This window comes from Serratia marcescens (assembly GCF_006715005.1).
Lineage (GTDB): Bacteria > Pseudomonadota > Gammaproteobacteria > Enterobacterales > Enterobacteriaceae > Serratia > Serratia montpellierensis.
Genome location: NZ_VFMJ01000001.1, coordinates 3875640 through 3892565, shown reverse-complemented (window position 1 = coordinate 3892565; position 16926 = coordinate 3875640). Strand labels below are relative to the sequence as shown.

Here is a 16926-nt window from a genome sequence, read left to right as displayed (position 1 = left end):
GGTTATTCTCCTTCTATTGAGGGGGCGGCGAGGGGCGCCGTCTGGCGGCCGCGCAGATGGTTCAGCGCCAGCCCGAAGCCGATGATGCCGGCAATGATAATAAAGTCTTTCAGGCTGCTGGCGATCAAAATCGTCCACAGCACGTACAGGCAGCACAGCAGCGCCACCACCACCGGCAGCGGCCACAGCGGCATCAGGTACGGATGGTGGAAGTGGCGGCGACGGCGACTGATCAGCGCCGCCACCGCCATGATGATGTACACCAGCAGCAACAGGATCACGGTGAACGAGGTCAGCGATTCGAGATCGGAGCAAAACGCCAGCAGCGCCGAGGGCACGCCGAACAGCAGGGTGGCGATCCAGGGGGTGCCGAAGCGCGGGTGGATGATTTTCAGCGCCCGGTTGAACGCCGGCAGCCAGAAGCCGTCACGTCCGCTGGCGAACATCATGCGGCTGAACTGCGCCACGATGGCGATAATGGCGTTGAACACCGACAGATAGATTGCGCCACTCACCACCCGCGCCAGCGTCGGGCCGCCGAGCTGGGTGACCACGTAGCCGACCGGATCGGCCTGTTTGGCCATCTCCGTCAGCGACGGCGAGCCGATCAACAGGGCAGTGAACGGCACCAGTTCCACCAGCACCACGATGACCAGCGTCAGCATGATCGCGATCGCCATCGGCCTGCCCTGTTCGCGCATGTCTTCCGCCATGTACACCGCCGCGCCGTAGCCGTTGTAGGAGAACAACGCGACCCCGACCATGGCGACGATCAGCGGCAGCGACACCGGCGCCAGGCTGCCCTGCGCGTCCAGCATCACCGGCGCGGTGAGGATCTCTGTACTTTGATGCGGGTGGCTGAAGCCGAGCCAGGCGATCAGCGCCAGCACCGCCACTTCCACCACCAGAAAGGCGCCGGTCAGCAGGGCGTTGGCTTTGATGTTGAAAATGGCGCAGATACCGCCGACCAGCACGGTGAGCATGCCAGCGGTCGAGGCGTCGAACTGGGTGCCCAGCGCGGTGTTCAGGTAAGGCACCGCGCCGGTGGCCAGTACCGCCGGCACGAACAGCGAGGCGCTGAGGATAAACAGGTAGGTCTGCAACCCGCACAGGGTGCCGAACAGGCGCTTGATGATGCTGTATTCACCGCCGGCGCTGGGGTGTGCGGCGCCGAGCTCGGCATAGCACAGCGCGATGGAGGCGGCGACGCAGGCGGCGATCAGAAACGACAGAAAGGCGCCGCTGCCGGCGTTGGCGATCGCCAGCGGCGCGATAACGAAGATCGAACTGGCCGGCGTCACGCCGGACGCGGTGATCATCACCACGTCGAGGACGCTGAGATTGCCTTTGAAGGTGTGTTCAGGGGCGGACTCTTTCATGGGATAACGACTCCATTAACGTGTGAGTGAGTTATTGTTTTGCTGCACAGGCTGTACGCAGGAATCAAATGGAGCGCGCTAAATGCCGGGGAGCGTTGCTCCCCGGAAGTTCATTGTTCTTATGTGTTACCCCTGCCCCGACGGGAAGCTGAAGCTGGCGCGGCGGGCATCGCCGGAGGCCGGCCAGCGCTGGGTCACGGTCTTGCGTTTGGTGTAGAACCTGACGGCGTCCGGGCCGTAGGCGTGCAGATCGCCAAACAGCGAGCGCTTCCAGCCGCCGAACGAGTGGTAGGCCACCGGCACCGGCAGCGCCACGTTGATCCCCACCATGCCGACCTGAATGCGGCTGGAAAAGTAGCGCGCCGCTTCGCCGTCGCGGGTGAACAGGCAGGTGCCGTTGCCGTATTCGTGGGCGTCGATCATGGCCATCGCCTCCGGCAGCGATGCCGCGCGCACCACGCCGAGCACCGGGCCGAAGATCTCTTCCTGATAGATGCGCATGCCGGGCGTCACGCGATCGAACAGCGTCGGGCCGAGGAAATACCCCTGGCTGGGGCGGCCGTCGGCGCCGATCACGCTCAGTTCGCGGCCGTCCACCAGCAGCTCGGCGCCTTCGGCCACGCCCTGATCGATATAGCCTTTCACCTTCTGATAATGCTGTTGGGTCACCAGCGGCCCCATGTCGTTGCGGTTGTCGCTGCCGGGGCCGACGCGCATGGCGGCCATCTGTTGCCGCAGCCCGGCGATCAGCGCGTCGGCGGTGCCGTCGCCCACCGCCACCACCAGCGGGATGGCCATGCAGCGCTGGCCGCAGGAGCCGAAGGCGGCGCCCATCAGCGCGCCGACCGCGCCGGGGATATCGGCGTCCGGCAGCACCACCGCGTGGTTTTTGGCACCGCCCAACGCCTGCACCCGTTTGTTCTGCCCGCAGCCGGTGTGATAGATGTGTTCCGCCACCGGCGTCGAACCGACGAAGCTGATCGCTTTGACGCGCCCGTCATGCAGCAGCGTCTCCACCGCTTCACGATCGCCGTTGATCACGTTGAGCACCCCCGGCGGCAGCCCGGCTTCCGCCGCCAACCGGGCGATATACAGCGCGGCGGAAGGCACGCGCTCGGAAGGTTTCAGCACGAAGGTGTTACCGCAGGCGACCGCCATTGGCCACATCCACAGCGGCACCATCGCCGGGAAGTTGAACGGCGTGATGCCCGCCACCACGCCCAGCGGTTGAAACTCGCTCCAGCTGTCGATGCCCGGGCCGGCCTCTTTGCTGTGTTCGCCCTTCAGCAGTTCCGGCACATAGCCGGCGTATTCGATATTCTCGATGCCGCGCTGCAGTTCGCCCAGGGCGTCGCTGAGCACCTTGCCGTGCTCGGCGGTGATCAGTTGGCAGACGGCGTCGGCGTGCTGCTCCAGCAGATCCTTGAGCTTCATCATGATGCGCGCGCGCTTCAGCGGCGGGGTGTCGCGCCAGGCGGGATAGGCCTGTTCGGCGGCGGCGATGGCGCGCTCCACCGTGGCGCGGTCGGCCAGCTGCACCTCCTGCGCCGATTGGCCGGTGGCCGGGTCGTAAACCGGCTGGCTGCGTTCGCCGCCGGCGGCAGGCTCGCCGTTGATCCAGTGGGTGATGGTCATGGTTTTCTCCTTATTCGGTGGCGTTGAGGGCGTCGCCCACGGCGTTGATCAGCGCATCGATCTGCGCTTCGCTGCTGATGAACGGCGGCGCCAGCTGCAGGGTGTCGCCGCCGTAGCGCACGTAAAATCCGCTTTCCCAGCAGCGCATCGCCGCCTCGAAGGGACGCCGCGCCGGTTCGCCCGGCCGCGCCGCCAGCGTAATGCCGGCCGCCAGGCCGATGTTGCGAATGTCGGCGACGTGTTTGGCTCCCTGCAGGCTGTGCACCGCGCGCTCGAAGTAGGGCGCCAGCGCCTGTACGCGCTCCACCATCTGTTCGCGCTGCAGGATGTCCAGCGTCGCCAGCGCGACCGCGCAGCTGACCGGGTGGGCGGAGTAGGTGTAGCCGTGCGGGAATTCGAGCTGGTAGTCCGGCTCGCCGCCGTTCATGAAGGTGTGGTAGATCTCCGGCCGCACCACCACCGCGCCCATCGGCTGCGCGCCGTTGGTCACCTGTTTGGCGATGTTCATGATGTCCGGCGTGACGCCGAACGCCTCGGCGCCGGTCATCGCACCGCAGCGGCCGAAGGCGGTGATCACTTCGTCGAAGATCAGCAGGATGTCATGCTGGGTACAGATTTCGCGCAGGCGCTGCAGGTAGCCGACCGGCGGCACGATCACCCCGGCGGAGCCGGAGAAGGGTTCGACGATCACCGCGGCGATCGTTGAGGCGTCGCGCAGCGCGATGATGCGGTTGAGCTCTTCCGCCAGCTCCGCCCCCTGTTGCGGCATGCCGCGCGAAAAGGCGTTGCCGGCCAGCAGGGTGTGCTGCAGGTGGTCCGCCTCGGCGCCGGCGCCGAACGTCTTGCGGTTGCCGGCGATGCCGCCGACCGAGATACCGCCGAAGTTAACGCCGTGATAGCCCTTTTCCCGGCCGATAAAGCAGGTTTTGCCTGCCTGGCCTTTGGCGCGCCAGTAAGCGCGCGCCATTTTCAGCGAGGTGTCCGCCGCTTCCGATCCTGAGCCGGTGAAGAACACGTAATCCAGCCCCGCCGGCGTCAGTGCCTTGATCTTGTTGGCCAGTTCGAACGACAGCGGGTGGCCGAACTGAAACGCCGGCGAGTAATCCAGCGTCGCCAGCTGGCGCTGGGCGGCGTCGGTGATTTCCTGCCGGCCGTGCCCCAATCCGCAACACCATAATCCGGACAGGCCGTCGAAAATCTTTCTGCCGTCATGGCTGGTGTAATACGCCCCCGCGGCTTGAGTAATGATGCGCGGCTGCGCTTTAAAATTACGGTTACCGGTAAAAGGCATCCAATGGGCCTCTAACCCTTCGGCATCGAGACTATTTAGCGGGTGATTTTCAGCGGCCATGTTTTCCTCCGAACAGGAAAATAAGAGCGATTAATGAAATAAACCGAGTTGTTAACGAATTGTTGTGCGAAATTGACTATGTACCGCTTGTTCTCTACTGTGAATAATCATATGTCGAAACTTACTTAAGGTTTTATGCAAGTAAAAAAGCGCGCGCTGTTAGGGCAATTGTCGGATATGGATCTGCGTTTGCTGCGGGTATTCAAGGCCGTGGTTGACTGCGGTGGCATGAGCGCCGCCGAACTGGAACTGAACATCAGCCTGTCGACCATCAGCAAACACATCAAGGATCTGGAGCAGCGGCTGGGCCTGACGCTGTGCCAGCGCGGGCGCGAGGGCTTTGCGGTCACCGACGAGGGGCTGTTGATCTACCAGGAAACGGTCAACCTGCTGGCGGCCACCGAGGCGTTCCGGCGCGGGGTGGACGAGGTGCACCAACGCATGGGCGGGCAGCTGCACGTGGCGATATTCGACCATACGGTCAGCAATCCGCAGGCGCAGATCGGCCGGGCCATCGCGTTATTCAGCGAGCGTGCGCCGGAGGTTTCTTTGCAAATGTACGTGGAGCCGATTAATACCATTGAACGCGGCGTCATAGACGGGCAATTTCAGGTTGGCGTTATTCCCATGCACCGCAGCGCGGAAAGTTTATCTTATCATTCGTTATTCAGTGAGAGGATGTTCTTATATTGCGGCGCGCAGCATGAATTATTTTCCGGCCCCCATGAAACATTAAATTGGGATCTGCTGCACAATTATGCCTTCGCCGGCTTAGGCTATCATTCGCCGAATATGGAACTGAGCCTGCAGCAACATTTGCATCGCAAGGCGACGGGGTTTGCGCAGGAGTCGATCGCCACGCTGATCCTGTCCGGCAAATACGTCGGCTTTTTGCCGGATCACTATGCGGCGTTTTTCGTGGCGCAGAATATGATGCGGGCGATCAAACCGGCGCTGTTCCGCTATCACTGCGAATATTCCAGCGTGCTGCGCCGCTCGCCGGTGCCACAGCGGGTGGTGAAGCTGTTCCATGAGTGCCTGCTGGCGGCCCACGGAACAGCGTGACGCTGACGCTTACTGCTCTTTCTTCTTGCCGAAGATCCTGATCAGCGCGCCGACCAGGATGCCGACCGCGATGCCGGCGAAGATCCAGCCGATGATGCCCATTTCCTTAACTCCTGCTAGTGCGTTGATCTGATTATATAATCATTCGACGCGAAACGCCTCTTCGATCATCCGTTGCCGCTGCGCCGGCGCATAGTCGATCCAGGAATTCTTGCTGTTGGATTTCTCCAGCGCGACCGCCAATTCCTGGCCGGAAATCGGCAAATCGTCCTGCCAGAACAGCGCAATGGCGTGGCGGGTGATGAAATCGGTCAGGTAGCTCTCCGGGCTGCCCTGCCAGTGCGGGAATAGCCTGGCGGCCAGCTCGGCCATCAGTGCGCGTTGCTGCGGCTGCTCGCTGCTTTCCAGCAGGGCGAGGAACGGCAGCAGCAGGCGGCCGCAGACCTGGCCGTGGTGGTAGTCGCGCAGCGCGCCGATCTCGCCGGCGATGCCGTGGATCACCCCCAGCCCGGCGGCGCTCAGCGTCAGCCCCCCGAGGTACGAAGCTTGCATAATCGCTTCGCGCGCTGCATCGCTGCGGTTGAGCGCCGGCCAGGCGGCGAGGAAGTGGCGTATGCCGTTCAGCGACATGTCGCGCGTCATGGCGCCGGCGGTTTTCGACAGATAGGCCTCGAACAGGTGGGTGAAGGCGTCGATGGCGCAGTAGGCCAACACTTTGTCCGGCGCGCCCGCCAGCAGCTGCGGATCGAGAATGGCGGTGTGCGGCACGAAGTTATTGTGGCGCAGCGAGGCCTTCACTTTGCTGACCTGGGTATCGGTGATCACCGCGTTCTGCGTCACCTCGCTGCCGGTGCCGGCGGTGGTGGGAATGGCGATCAGCGGCAGGGTGGCGCCGCTGATTTTGCTGTCGCCGACTTTTTCCATATAGCGCAGCGTCGGCAGCGGATGCTCCACCAGCGCGGAGAACGCCTTGGCGGCGTCCAGGACGCTGCCGCCGCCGATGGCCACCACGCGCCGCGCCTGGCCGCGCCAGCGCGCCACCCAGGCGTCTATTTCCTGCGGCGACGCCTCGTGGCTGACGATCTCAGTGCCGATAAGCAGCGGCGTCAGCGATTCGCGCAGGCCGGCGTACACCGGGCCGTTGAGAAAAGATCGGCAGCTGAACAGCAGCGTCGGCTGCGGATCGGCAAGCAGCAGCGGCGGCAGTTGCTGGATGCTGCCGTGGCCGAACCAGGTCTGGCGGTTGGCGATGATGTGGCTGACGGACATGAGGTCTCCTTGACGACGTTGCAGAGCGCGATGCCACAGCATAAGCCAGCGGGCGCGGAGCGGCCACCGCTTTCCCCGCTGCGGCAACTTGTGAGTTGTTTAACATGTAAACGATCGCGTTCTTGCATTTCGGCGCGCCGGATGCTTTTTTTAACAGTACTGGCCGCCATGCGGCTAACCCCATCCGAAATCGGTAGATTGTTAATGTATTAATAATGGCGAGGCGGGTATGGAAATTCAGGTTGAACGCTTGTCTGCGGTGATCGATGCGGTGGCCAGCCCGCGCTTTTATCCCAGCCTGTTGAATTGGCTGGAGGGGTTTTTCGCCTTCGACAACGCCATCGTCTATGCCTTCGAACGCGGCCGGCCGCCGCGCTGCCTGATCAAAACCGAGCGGGAAAACAGCGATGCGGTCAACCAGATCTACCAACAGGGTGCCTACCTGCAGGATCCGTTTTACCGTGCGCTGAACGACGGTGGCGAAGGTGAGGTGCTCACGCTGCGCCAGCTGGCGCCCTGCGGGTTTTATCACAGCGACTATTACCGCAATTTTTATCGCAAGACCGGCTGGCATGACGAGGCCGGCGTGCTGCTGCAGCTGACGCCGGAGCGCGGGCTTGGGGTATTCTTCGGCTCGGCGCGCCGCACGGTGGCGGTGCGCTACCCGCAGCGGGCGGATCTGCGCAGCGCGCTGACGCTGGTGAAAAGCGTGGCGCGGCTGCACGGCGAAGTGGTGGCGGCACCGGCCGAGGCCGACACGATGAACGACGACGGTGGGCAGGCGCGTTATCTGCTGACGCCGCGCGAGCGGGAGATCGTCGATTTGATCCTCGCCGGCTGCGGTTCGCAGCAGATTGCCGACCGGCTGTTCATCAGCCTCGGCACGGTAAAAAATCACCGCAAGAACATTTACGGCAAGCTGAACATCGGCTCGCAGGCCGAACTGTTCAGCCTGTTGCTGACCGTCCCGCAGCGGCGCAGCGCGTGAATGTTAATTTTTTGTAGCAAATGTCCCTAAGGGGACATAGCGAACGATCCCACGGCTCCCGATAATCCGATGTCATGGCATAGGCAATCGGGAGTGCGGCAGTGAACAACGAAATCGAGTCCTTAACCTACTACGCGGCGACCAAAAAATACGATCTGCGCTTCCCGACGCTGGAAGAGGATCTGGACGTTGACGTGGTGATCATCGGCGGCGGCTTCTCCGGCATCAACACCGCGCTGGAGCTGGCGGAGAAGGGCATCACCAACATTGCCATTCTCGAAGGCCGCTATCTGGGTTACGGCGGCACCGGGCGCAACGGCGGCCAGGTGATGGCCGGTATCGGCCACGATCTGGAGAAGATCAAGCGCCACGTTGGCCCGGCCGGGCTGGAAACCATCTTCAAAATCAGCAACCTCGGCGCCGGCATTATCCGCGAGCGCATCAAGAAATATGACATCGACGCCGACTTCTGCTTCGGCTACGGCTATCTCGGCAGCAACGCACGCCAGGAGAAGACCCTGCGCGGCTGGCTGAAGGAGTTCAAGGCGGTAGCGCCGCAGGAGGAAATTGAGCTCTACACCGGGGCGGAGGTGAAGCAGGTGGTGGGCTCCGACGCCTACACCTGCGCGCTGAAACACATGGGCGGTGGCCACGTGCATTCGCTTAACCTGTTGCTGGGCGAGGCCAAGGCGCTGAGCGGCTACGGGGTGAAAATCTTTGAGAACAGCAGCGTGCTCAACGTGGAGTATGGCCCGCGCATCACGGTGCGTACCGCCATGGGCTCGGTGCGCGCCAACAAGATGCTGTGGGCCTGCAACGGCTTCCTCAACGGCATGGAGCCGCAGATCTACCGCAAGACCATCAATACCTACGCCTTCCAGCTGGCCACCGAGCCGCTGTCTGACGATCTGATCCGCCAGATCAGCCCGATCCGCGGCGCCTACAGCGACATCCGCCCGGTGATCGACTATTACCGGGTGACCAACGAAAACCGGCTGCTGTTCGGCAGCGCCACCCGCCTGATCGAATATTTCCCGTCGGATCTCAAGGCCTGGAACCGCAACCTGATGCTGAAGGTGTTCCCGTACCTGAAAGACGTGAAGATCGATCTGGCCTGGGGCGGCCCGCTGTGCTGCAGCGCCAACCTGTTCCCGCAGATCGGCACGCTGCCGGATCGCGACAACGTGTTTTACGTGCAGGGCTACTCCGGCTTCGGCGTGACGCCGAGCCACATCGTGTGCAAGGTGCTGGCGGAGGGCATGAGCGAAGGGTCCGATCGGTACGATCTGATGAGCTCGATCCCGCACGTCAACATCTTCGGCAAGGACAAGCTGCGGCGGGTGATGACCACCGCCGGTAAGGTTTGGCACCAGACATCCGGCTACTGGAAAGGCCGCCGTTAACCCTCAGAGGAGAATCACATGAAACCGTTACTGCTTAAACAACCGCTGCCTGAACTGCTGGAGATCGGCAGCGTCAGCAACCTGGGCGCCACGGTGATCGCCGGCACGCCAAACGTCGGCGTGGCCAGCATCTTCGGCGAACCGACCGACAACCTGAACTGCGGCGTGTTCAGCTGCACCCGCGGCAGCTTCGTGATGGAGTATCCGTTCGCCGAGCACGCCACGGTGTGGGAAGGCAGCGCGACCCTGACCAACGAACGTACCGGCGAATCGGTGCAGTATCAGGCCGGCGATTCCTGGTTCGTCGAGAAAGGCACCCCGGTGCGCTGGGACATCACCTCGGATCGCTTCGTCAAACACTACCTCGCCATCGTCGAGGGCTGACGCCGTCATGCCCCCCTCAGCTTGCTGAGGGGGAGCGTTTTAGCCTAATACCCGCGCAATAAAATCGGTCACCCGCGTGAGGATCTGATCCTTATTGGTTTCGTTAAAGCTCTCGTGCCGCCCGTCCGCATTGATCATCCGTTCGAAATCGTCGCCCTGCAGACGATCGAGCGCGGTTTGCGTTTCGCTCAGCAGCACCAGCCGATCGTCGTCGCCGTGGATCCACAGCGTGGGCAGCGCGCCGAAGCCCGGCCCGGCGTTGATGGCGGCGAGGATCCGCTGCATGGCGCGCAGGGTGGGGCGCTTGAACGGCCCGTGCCACACCAGCGGATCTTCCTGATAGGCCGCGCCAACCGCCGGATCGCGCGCCAGGGTGGCGGTATCCAGCGGCGCGTCGGGGATCGTCGGCAGTTCGGCCAGATCGGAAATCGCCGTTCTGTCGCCGAGCAGCGGGCCGGACAGCACCAAGGCGCGCACTTCCTCGCCGTGACGCTGCACGTAGCGGGTGGCGATCATGCCGCCCATCGAGTGGCCGATCACCACCAGCGGCAAGGCGGGGTATTGCTGCCGGAAATGGCTGACCACGCGCTGCACGTCGTCGACCACGGCGTCATAATCTTCGATCAGCACGCGTTCGCCCTGCGACAGGCCGTGGCCGAGGTGGTCGGGGCCGAACACCCGCGCCCCCTGCGCCTGCAGCGTACGCGCCACGTATTGATAGCGGCCGAGGTGCTCGCCGTAGCCGTGCACCAGCAGCGCCAGATAGCGCGGCTTGTCGTTGCCCCAGTCGTGCACGGCGATGTCGCCGTGACGGCCTTTGATAAAGCTGACGGTTTGTTCGGACATGTTATTGTTCTCATGGTGGGTAGGGTTGCCCTTCAGCGTAGCGGCTGGCGGCGAGGTTGTCAGGGGCGCCGGGTGCGGCGCCCACAAAGGGGGGGATTACAGGCCGAACTGGCGCGCCAACGCGTCGAGCGCTTCGCGCTGGAAGCGGTTGAAGGCGTCGCGCGGCTGCTGTTGCTGGATGAACGCCAGCAGCGGATCCTGCACTTCAGTGCGCACGCCGCTTAGCTGTTCCATCACCGCCAACCCGCAGAACGGCACGTAGGATTCGGCGTAGCCGCCTTCATGCACCATCACCAGTTTGCCGCCGCACAGCCGGTCGGCGGCGTCCTGCACCAGCGCGGTCATGGCACGGAAGCTGTCGCTGTGCAGCTGCATGCGCGCCAGCGGATCGAGGGCGTTGGCGTCGTAACCGCAGGCGACGATGATCAGCTCCGGCTCGAATTTTTCCAGCGCCGGGATGATGATGCGCCGCATGGCGTGCAGGTAGCCGTCGTCGCCGGCGCCGGCCAGCATCGGCACGTTAACGTTGCAGCCCGCCCCGGCGCCCTCGCCGCGATCCCGTTCGCCGGAATAGCCTGCCGGGAAGCAACCGTCCTGATGCAGCGACAGCGTCAGCACGTCGCCGCACTGCCAATAGATGTGCTGGGTGCCGTTGCCGTGGTGCACGTCCCAGTCGAGCACCGCTACTTTGCCGAGGCCGTAGCGGGCCTTGGCGCGCTCGATGGCGATGGGAATATTGGCCAGGAAGCAGAAGCCCATCGATTGATCCGGCAGGCAGTGGTGGCCCGGCGGGCGCGACAGCGCATAGGCATTATCCAGTTCGCCCTGCAGCACCGCCTCTACCGCCGCACAGGCCAGCCCGGCGGAGAGTTTGGCGATTTCATAGCTGCCCGGCCCCAGCGGCGCTTCCTCTCCCAGCAGGCCGCCGCCGCTGTCGCTCACCTGTTTGAAGCGCTGCAGGTAGTGGGCGGGGTGGATGCGCAGCAGGTCTTCTTCCGTCGCCGGTTCGGCGCTCAGCAGGGTGAGCTGGCGCGACAGGCCGGATACGTCCATCAGGTTCTTCATACGCCGTTTGGTTTCCGGCGATTCGGCGTGGCCGGCGCCCGAGGGCGGTTGTACCCAGCCGCCGACCGGCAGGGTGGTGGCGTGCAGGCCGGTGCTGTGCCAGAAACAGCGTTCATCAAACAAGAAACCGGTTGTTCTTTTCACCTTTCTCCTCCTGTTATACGGCGCGGTGCGCGCGGTGAAGCCAGCGAAATCAACAGCAGCGACAGCAGCGCGCAGCCCAGCGCGCCAAGCAGCAAGGCGTTGAAACCGCCGGAAGATTCGATCAGAGAGCCGGCCAGCGTCGGACCGATGGCCATGCCGCCGCCGATCACCAGGTTGATGCCGTTCATCAGCTTGCCGTCGTTATCCAACCCGGCGACCCGCGCCAGAATGAACGGCAGCACGAAGGTCCAGGTGAATTTGAACAGCAGGGCCGCCAGGGCGAAGCGCAGCAGCAGGGGCTGGCCCGTCAGCAGCGCCACGCTGGCCAGCAGCAGGGCGTATCCCAGCACGATCAGGCGTCCGCCGCCGAAGCGCGCGCCGATCAGCGCCGCGGCCCCCGCGCCGACGATGCCGAGCAAGGTGGCGACGGCCAGCACCTGGCCGCTGTGGGCCGGCGACAGCCCGGCGCCGGCGGCGATGCCGCCGATAAAGGTCCAGACCGCGCTCAGGCTGATGTAAAAGGTCAGCACCGCCAGCACGGCGCACAGCTTGCGCGCCAGCGAGGCGGCGGGGCCGCTGCGGGCGGTGCGGGCGGCGGTGAAACCGTTGGGGAACGCCGGGATGAGCGGCAGGCAGCACAGCATGATGGCGGCCAAAATCAGGTAGACCGCCATCAGGCCGAAGTGCGCAAACAGCGGTGGCAGCACCAGCAGCCCGACCGCACCCAGCACCAGCTGGCCGAGCACCCAGAAGGCATAGACGCGGCTGGGATTGGCGGTGCCGGCGGCGCAGGTGATGCACAGGATCATCAGGGTGCCGCCCGCCAGCGAGGCGATGAAGCGCAGCGGCAGCAGCAACGTAAAATCTTGCACCAGCGCCGAAGCCAGGTTGCCGGCGATAAACACCAGCGCCGACAGCGTAGCGACCCGCCGCCAGTTGATGCGCCCGATCCACCACCACGCCGGCAGCGTGGCCAGGCTCATGGCGCCGAGTTCGGTGGAGAACAGGTGGCCGATCTGCGCCGGGCCGAGCTGCCACTGAGTAGCGAGCTGGGCGGCCACGGCGGGGGCGGTCATCAGAATGCCCGGCGCGATGGCGGCGAAGACGATAATGGCGGTCAACAGCCGCGGCGGGCAGGGGAGCGCCGTGCCGACGGCGGGCGCGGAAACCGAATCACTGGACATAAACCTTTTCCCCGAGCGTTGAGTGACGATGAATTATCCCGCCCGGCCCGATTGCGGGCAGGGGGAGGCCGCGCCATAAATGGCGAATACGTTTTGGCGTTATTTTCCGGCCGTCGGCAGCGGCGGCCGTTATCGGGCGTTAACCGTGGGCGAGAAAGCCGCCGGCGACCAGCTCGGTGCGGTTCACCACGTCGGTTTTGGCGAAAATATTGCGCATATGGGTTTTCACCGTGGACAGCGAAATGCCCAGCTTCAGGGCGATGCGCTTATTGCTGGCGCCTTCGCGCACCAGGTTGACGATCTCTTGCTCTTTGGCGGTCAACAGCTGCGCCTCGCTGTCGGGCAGCAGATCGCGCGTCGCCAGCTCGATCAGCGGCAGCACCGCGCGCAGGCGGCCGCGCTCCACTTCGGTAAACGGCGTATCGCGGATCAGCGACACCCCGGCGACGATGCGTTTGCGTTGGCGAATGAAAATCTCCGTCATGTCGCGCATGTCGTTCGGCAGCATAAAGTCGTGGTAATAGCGGCGGTTGCCGGCGATCGCCGCCGGGCTCATGCCGACCATGGTGATGTCCTGGCGATGGAAATTGGCCGGCTGCAGCGGGTCTATCTGTTGGAAGTGGTTCAGGTACTGCTGATGCGTTTTATCGGGCATGCCGTGCAGGATGTAGTGATCTGGCCGCAGGTCGCGATCGACCAGATAAAACACCCCGGCAGACACCGGGATCAGGTGCGCAATAGTCGCCAAACAACTGTTGATAAAGGCATCGGATGCTGTGCTGTGCATGATTCGTGTTCCTCCCTTTATCGTTCAATCTGGAGAATGTTGGCGGTCAATATATGAACGATACAAGCATAGTTGTAGCAATTTGGCAACACAATAAAAACATATTAACAACGTGAGGCCGATTACAATAAAACACATAAATAACAAGATGACACTGCGTTAATCAGGGCTTTTCAGTTCGGATTTATCGCGATTTTCATTAATAGGTTAATGAAATAATTCGCCGCTTTTCCCGCTGAATTTACAGCGCTTTTCACTGCTTGCCTGGACGAAGCCCTCGCCGCCCTGCGCGTGCTACAACCGGCACGACCGTCGCCGCCCCTCGTTCTTAAGAACGATAGCCAGGCTTTTCCACCGCTTCCTACACTGCGAATTGAAGATAGCGCCAGGCGGCGCCAAACGTATAAGACGAAAAAATGATGACCTTTCTCGGGCTGAGGCGTCGGGTTGTTCAGTCCGCATGACCATACGGGGAACGAACGATGCAGAAAAAAACGCTGGCGGTGGCGTTGAGCGGTGCCTTATCGGGCCTGGCTCAGGGGGCGGACGCCGATCGCCCCAATGTGCTGATCATTCTGGTGGACGACATGGGCTATTCCGACATCAGCCCGTTCGGCGGCGAGATACCGACCCCCAACCTGCAGGCGCTGGCCGAACGGGGCGTGCGCATGAGCCAGTACTACACCTCGCCGATGTCGGCGCCGGCGCGGTCGATGCTGATGACCGGCAACACCAATCAGCAGGCCGGCATGGGCGGCATGTGGTGGTATGAGAGCACCGCCGCGCAGCCGGGCTATGAAATGCGGCTGACCGACCGCGTGACCACATTGCCGGAGCGTTTTCGCGACGCGGGTTACGCCACCATGATGGCGGGCAAATGGCACCTGGGCTATGTCGACGGCGCCAAACCGACCGATCGCGGCTTCGAGCGCGCTTTCGCCTTTATGGGCGGCGGCACCAGCCATTTCGACGATGCGAAACCGCTGGGCACCGTGGAGGCGTTCCACACCTTCTACACCCTGAACGGCAAACGCGTGTCGTTGCCCAAAGATTTCTACTCCAGCAAGGCCTATGCCGATCAGCTGGAACAGTGGATCCGCGATACGCCGCAGAATAAGCCCGTCTTCGCCTATCTGGCGTTCACCGCGCCGCACGATCCATTGCAGGCGCCGGATGACTGGATCGCCAAATTCGACGGCAAATACGACGCCGGTTACCAGCAGGCCTATCAGCAGCGCATTCAGCGCCTGAAAGCGCTGGGGTTGATTTCCGATCGCACGCCGATGCCGACGCTGGCGCTGGATAAGGCCTGGAACGCGCTGACGCCCGAGCAGCAAAAATATGAAGCCAAGACCATGCAGGTGTACGCGGCGATGATTGCTTACATGGACGATCAGGTCGGCGCGGTGCTGAACACCCTGAAGCAGACCGGCCGCGACCAAAATACGGTGATCGTGTTCGCCACCGACAACGGCGCCAACCCGGCCAGCGGCTTCTACTACGGCTCGAAGCCGGAGTATTGGCGGCAGTTCGACAACAGCTACGCCAACCTCGGCCGCAAGGGATCGTTCATCTCTTACGGGCCGCACTGGGCCAACGTCAGCAATGCGCCGTACGCCAACTACCACAAAACCACCAGCGCGCAGGGCGGCATCAATACCGATTTCATCATCTCCGCGCCGCGGCTGAAGGGGCGCGGCGGCATCGACCGCACGCCGATGGCGGTGTATGACATCGCCCCGACGCTGTACGACTATGCCGGCATCGACGCCAACAAACCGCTGAAGGCCAAACCGAGGCTGCCGATGGTCGGCGTCAGCTTCAAGCGCTATTTCAGCGGCGAGGCCGACGGCGTGCCGCGCGCGACCTACGGCGTGGAGCTGCATAACCAGGCCGCCTACGTGGACGGCATCTGGAAGCTGCGGCGGTTGGTGAAGGCCGGGCCGACGGCGCAGATGGCGCCGTGGGGGCTGTTCAACCTGCATGACGATCCGCTGGAAACGCGCGATCTGGCCGCCGCCAACCCGGATCGAGTCAAACGGCTGAGCGAGGCGTATCGCCGCTTTGCGCAGCAGGGCATGGTCATTGAGGCCAAAGGCGCAGCGATCGACTACCTCGGTGTTGACGCCAGCACCGGCGACTACATCGGCCTGGATCCGCAGACCCACAAACCGTTGCCGCAGGCGGCGCCATGAACCTGGCCCAGCTGCGCGCGCAGCAGATCCCGGTAGAGAGCGAACCGCGCGCGGCGGCGCCTTTTCATTTGCTGGTGAAGCCGATCGGCGCCGGCTGCAACCTGGGTTGCCGCTACTGTTACTACCCGCAGCGCCAGCAAGAGCGGACGCGCAAGATGGACGACGACCTGCTGGCGGAATTTATCCGCGGCTACATCGCCGCCCAGCCGCGTTACAGCCGCGAGATCAACTTCGTCTGGCAGGGCGGTGAGCCGCTGCTGGCGGGGATCGGTTTTTACAAGCGGGCGCTGGCGTTGCAGCGCCGCTATGCGCCGCCGGGCGTGCGGATCAGCAACAGCCTGCAGACCAACGGTACCCTGCTGAACGACGCCTGGTGCCGGCTGTTCCGGCAGCATCACTTTATCCTCGGCGTCAGCCTGGACGGCGATCGCGAGGTGCAGGACGCCCACCGGCCGGACAAGCGCGGCGGCGCCAGCTATGACGCCGCGTTGCGCGGCATTGCGTTGTTGCAGCGCCATCAGATCGACTTCAACCTGCTGATGGTGGTGCACGACGGCGTCGCGGATCGCGCCGAGGCGATCTACGATCATGCGGTGGCGATCGGGGCGCGTTATCTGCAGTTTCAGCCGCTGATGCTGGAAGGGGATGCGCCCACCGCCGGTTACGGACTGAGCGCCGCCAACTGGGGGCGCTTCATGCTGGCGGTATACCGCCGCTGGCGCAGCCGCGGGCATATCGGCCAGGTCTTCGTGATGAACATCGAACAGGTCTACGCGCAGTATTTCACCCACGTCAGCCTCAGCTGCGTGCACGCCGAACGCTGCGGCGGCAATCTGGTGATGGAGCCGGACGGGCGGCTTTACGCCTGCGATCATCTGATCAATGCGCAGCATCTGCTCGGCCATGCCGATCGCCACACGCCGCTCGCCACCCTGGCGACAAGGGCGGTGGAAATGCCGTTCGGTAAAAACAAGAGCCTGCGCCGCGAGTGCCAACGCTGCAGCGTGAAAAGCGTCTGCCAGGGCGGCTGCCCGGCGCATGTGGGCGAAGATCGCTACAACCGGCTGTGCGCCGGCTATTACGCCTTCTTTTCCGCGCTGCTGGCGCCGCTGCGCGCCTACCCGCGCAGCCCGCAGGGGGCGATGCAATGGCGCGCCGCCGTGAGCGCCACCGCAGGTTGAAACCGTCTCGTCCTTAAGGACGATAGTCAGCATTTTCCTTTCCTCTCTAT

General features: G+C 63.5%; 14 protein-coding genes. 6 read left to right on the top strand and 8 right to left on the bottom strand.

Going from position 1 to position 16926, the window contains the following annotated elements; translation table 11 throughout:
• Positions 1 to 2 precede the first annotated feature (2 nt).
• The 3 genes from FHU12_RS18930 to aptA form a co-directional block, all read right to left on the bottom strand.
• Entirely contained in the window at positions 3 to 1379 is a 1377-nt protein-coding gene (locus FHU12_RS18930) for an APC family permease (RefSeq protein ID WP_141971145.1), read from the bottom strand.
• Between the two features lie 126 nt (positions 1380 to 1505).
• The gene (locus FHU12_RS18925) at positions 1506 to 3014 is read right to left on the bottom strand and encodes a CoA-acylating methylmalonate-semialdehyde dehydrogenase (protein WP_141971143.1); all 1509 of its coding nucleotides are present in this window, start codon (positions 3012 to 3014) and stop codon (positions 1506 to 1508) included.
• A 10-nt stretch (positions 3015 to 3024) separates the two neighbouring features.
• Positions 3025 to 4365 carry an omega-aminotransferase AptA gene (gene aptA, locus FHU12_RS18920; protein WP_141971141.1) on the bottom strand — a complete coding sequence of 447 codons (1341 nt, stop codon included), beginning with the start codon at positions 4363 to 4365 and terminating at the stop codon, positions 3025 to 3027.
• Between the two features lie 135 nt (positions 4366 to 4500).
• Between aptA and FHU12_RS18915 the strand changes: the two genes are divergently transcribed.
• On the top strand, positions 4501 to 5430 hold the full coding sequence (locus tag FHU12_RS18915; RefSeq protein ID WP_025305173.1) for a LysR family transcriptional regulator: 930 nt from the start codon (positions 4501 to 4503) through the stop codon (positions 5428 to 5430).
• Between the two features lie 141 nt (positions 5431 to 5571).
• Here the strand turns inward: FHU12_RS18915 and FHU12_RS18910 are convergent, their stop codons facing one another.
• The gene (locus FHU12_RS18910; RefSeq protein ID WP_141971139.1) at positions 5572 to 6699 is read right to left on the bottom strand and encodes an iron-containing alcohol dehydrogenase; all 1128 of its coding nucleotides are present in this window, start codon (positions 6697 to 6699) and stop codon (positions 5572 to 5574) included.
• A gap of 229 nt (positions 6700 to 6928) precedes the next feature.
• Between FHU12_RS18910 and FHU12_RS18905 the strand changes: the two genes are divergently transcribed.
• The 3 genes from FHU12_RS18905 (at position 6929) to FHU12_RS18895 (ending at position 9474) form a co-directional block, all read left to right on the top strand.
• Positions 6929 to 7687 carry a helix-turn-helix transcriptional regulator gene (locus tag FHU12_RS18905; protein WP_141971137.1) on the top strand — a complete coding sequence of 253 codons (759 nt, stop codon included), beginning with the start codon at positions 6929 to 6931 and terminating at the stop codon, positions 7685 to 7687.
• Between the two features lie 101 nt (positions 7688 to 7788).
• Entirely contained in the window at positions 7789 to 9090 is a 1302-nt protein-coding gene (locus tag FHU12_RS18900; RefSeq protein WP_033636959.1) for an NAD(P)/FAD-dependent oxidoreductase, read from the top strand.
• 18 nt (positions 9091 to 9108) lie between these two features.
• Positions 9109 to 9474, top strand: coding sequence for a cupin domain-containing protein (locus FHU12_RS18895; RefSeq protein ID WP_015376517.1), 366 nt, complete (start codon positions 9109 to 9111; stop codon positions 9472 to 9474).
• 39 nt (positions 9475 to 9513) lie between these two features.
• Here FHU12_RS18895 and FHU12_RS18890 read toward each other — a convergent pair whose 3' ends face one another.
• From FHU12_RS18890 to FHU12_RS18875, 4 genes are all read right to left on the bottom strand, one after another.
• Positions 9514 to 10320 (bottom strand): alpha/beta fold hydrolase, encoded by an 807-nt coding sequence (locus tag FHU12_RS18890; protein ID WP_141971135.1) that lies wholly within the window; start codon positions 10318 to 10320, stop codon positions 9514 to 9516.
• Positions 10321 to 10416: 96 nt separating this feature from the next.
• Positions 10417 to 11529 carry a histone deacetylase-like amidohydrolase gene (locus tag FHU12_RS18885; RefSeq protein WP_141971133.1) on the bottom strand — a complete coding sequence of 371 codons (1113 nt, stop codon included), beginning with the start codon at positions 11527 to 11529 and terminating at the stop codon, positions 10417 to 10419.
• Entirely contained in the window at positions 11526 to 12713 is a 1188-nt protein-coding gene (locus tag FHU12_RS18880) for an MFS transporter (RefSeq protein ID WP_141971131.1), read from the bottom strand. Before FHU12_RS18880 ends, FHU12_RS18885 begins: the two co-directional genes overlap by 4 nt.
• 139 nt (positions 12714 to 12852) lie before the next feature.
• The gene (locus FHU12_RS18875; RefSeq protein WP_141971129.1) at positions 12853 to 13500 is read right to left on the bottom strand and encodes a helix-turn-helix transcriptional regulator; all 648 of its coding nucleotides are present in this window, start codon (positions 13498 to 13500) and stop codon (positions 12853 to 12855) included.
• A gap of 482 nt (positions 13501 to 13982) precedes the next feature.
• Between FHU12_RS18875 and FHU12_RS18870 the strand changes: the two genes are divergently transcribed.
• Together FHU12_RS18870 and FHU12_RS18865 are read left to right on the top strand one after the other, a co-directional pair.
• Positions 13983 to 15695: an arylsulfatase gene (locus FHU12_RS18870; protein ID WP_141971127.1), complete on the top strand. Its 1713-nt coding sequence runs from the start codon at positions 13983 to 13985 to the stop codon at positions 15693 to 15695.
• Positions 15692 to 16876 carry an anaerobic sulfatase maturase gene (locus tag FHU12_RS18865; RefSeq protein WP_141971125.1) on the top strand — a complete coding sequence of 395 codons (1185 nt, stop codon included), beginning with the start codon at positions 15692 to 15694 and terminating at the stop codon, positions 16874 to 16876. The genes FHU12_RS18870 and FHU12_RS18865 overlap by 4 nt, the downstream gene beginning before the upstream one ends.
• Positions 16877 to 16926 lie beyond the last annotated feature (50 nt).

Bases quoted from the DNA above. Each gene is read 5' to 3' on its own strand.
- FHU12_RS18910 (WP_141971139.1), bottom strand. From the start codon at position 6,699: ATGTCCGTCAGCCACATCATCGCCAACCGCCAGACCTGGTTCGGCCAC.
- FHU12_RS18895 (WP_015376517.1), top strand. From the start codon at position 9,109: ATGAAACCGTTACTGCTTAAACAACCGCTGCCTGAACTGCTGGAGATC.
- aptA (WP_141971141.1), bottom strand. From the start codon at position 4,365: ATGGCCGCTGAAAATCACCCGCTAAATAGTCTCGATGCCGAAGGGTTA.
- FHU12_RS18915 (WP_025305173.1), top strand. From the start codon at position 4,501: ATGCAAGTAAAAAAGCGCGCGCTGTTAGGGCAATTGTCGGATATGGAT.
- FHU12_RS18865 (WP_141971125.1), top strand. From the start codon at position 15,692: ATGAACCTGGCCCAGCTGCGCGCGCAGCAGATCCCGGTAGAGAGCGAA.
- FHU12_RS18875 (WP_141971129.1), bottom strand. From the start codon at position 13,500: ATGCACAGCACAGCATCCGATGCCTTTATCAACAGTTGTTTGGCGACT.
- FHU12_RS18930 (WP_141971145.1), bottom strand. From the start codon at position 1,379: ATGAAAGAGTCCGCCCCTGAACACACCTTCAAAGGCAATCTCAGCGTC.
- FHU12_RS18870 (WP_141971127.1), top strand. From the start codon at position 13,983: ATGCAGAAAAAAACGCTGGCGGTGGCGTTGAGCGGTGCCTTATCGGGC.
- FHU12_RS18905 (WP_141971137.1), top strand. From the start codon at position 6,929: ATGGAAATTCAGGTTGAACGCTTGTCTGCGGTGATCGATGCGGTGGCC.
- FHU12_RS18890 (WP_141971135.1), bottom strand. From the start codon at position 10,320: ATGTCCGAACAAACCGTCAGCTTTATCAAAGGCCGTCACGGCGACATC.
- FHU12_RS18880 (WP_141971131.1), bottom strand. From the start codon at position 12,713: ATGTCCAGTGATTCGGTTTCCGCGCCCGCCGTCGGCACGGCGCTCCCC.
- FHU12_RS18925 (WP_141971143.1), bottom strand. From the start codon at position 3,014: ATGACCATCACCCACTGGATCAACGGCGAGCCTGCCGCCGGCGGCGAA.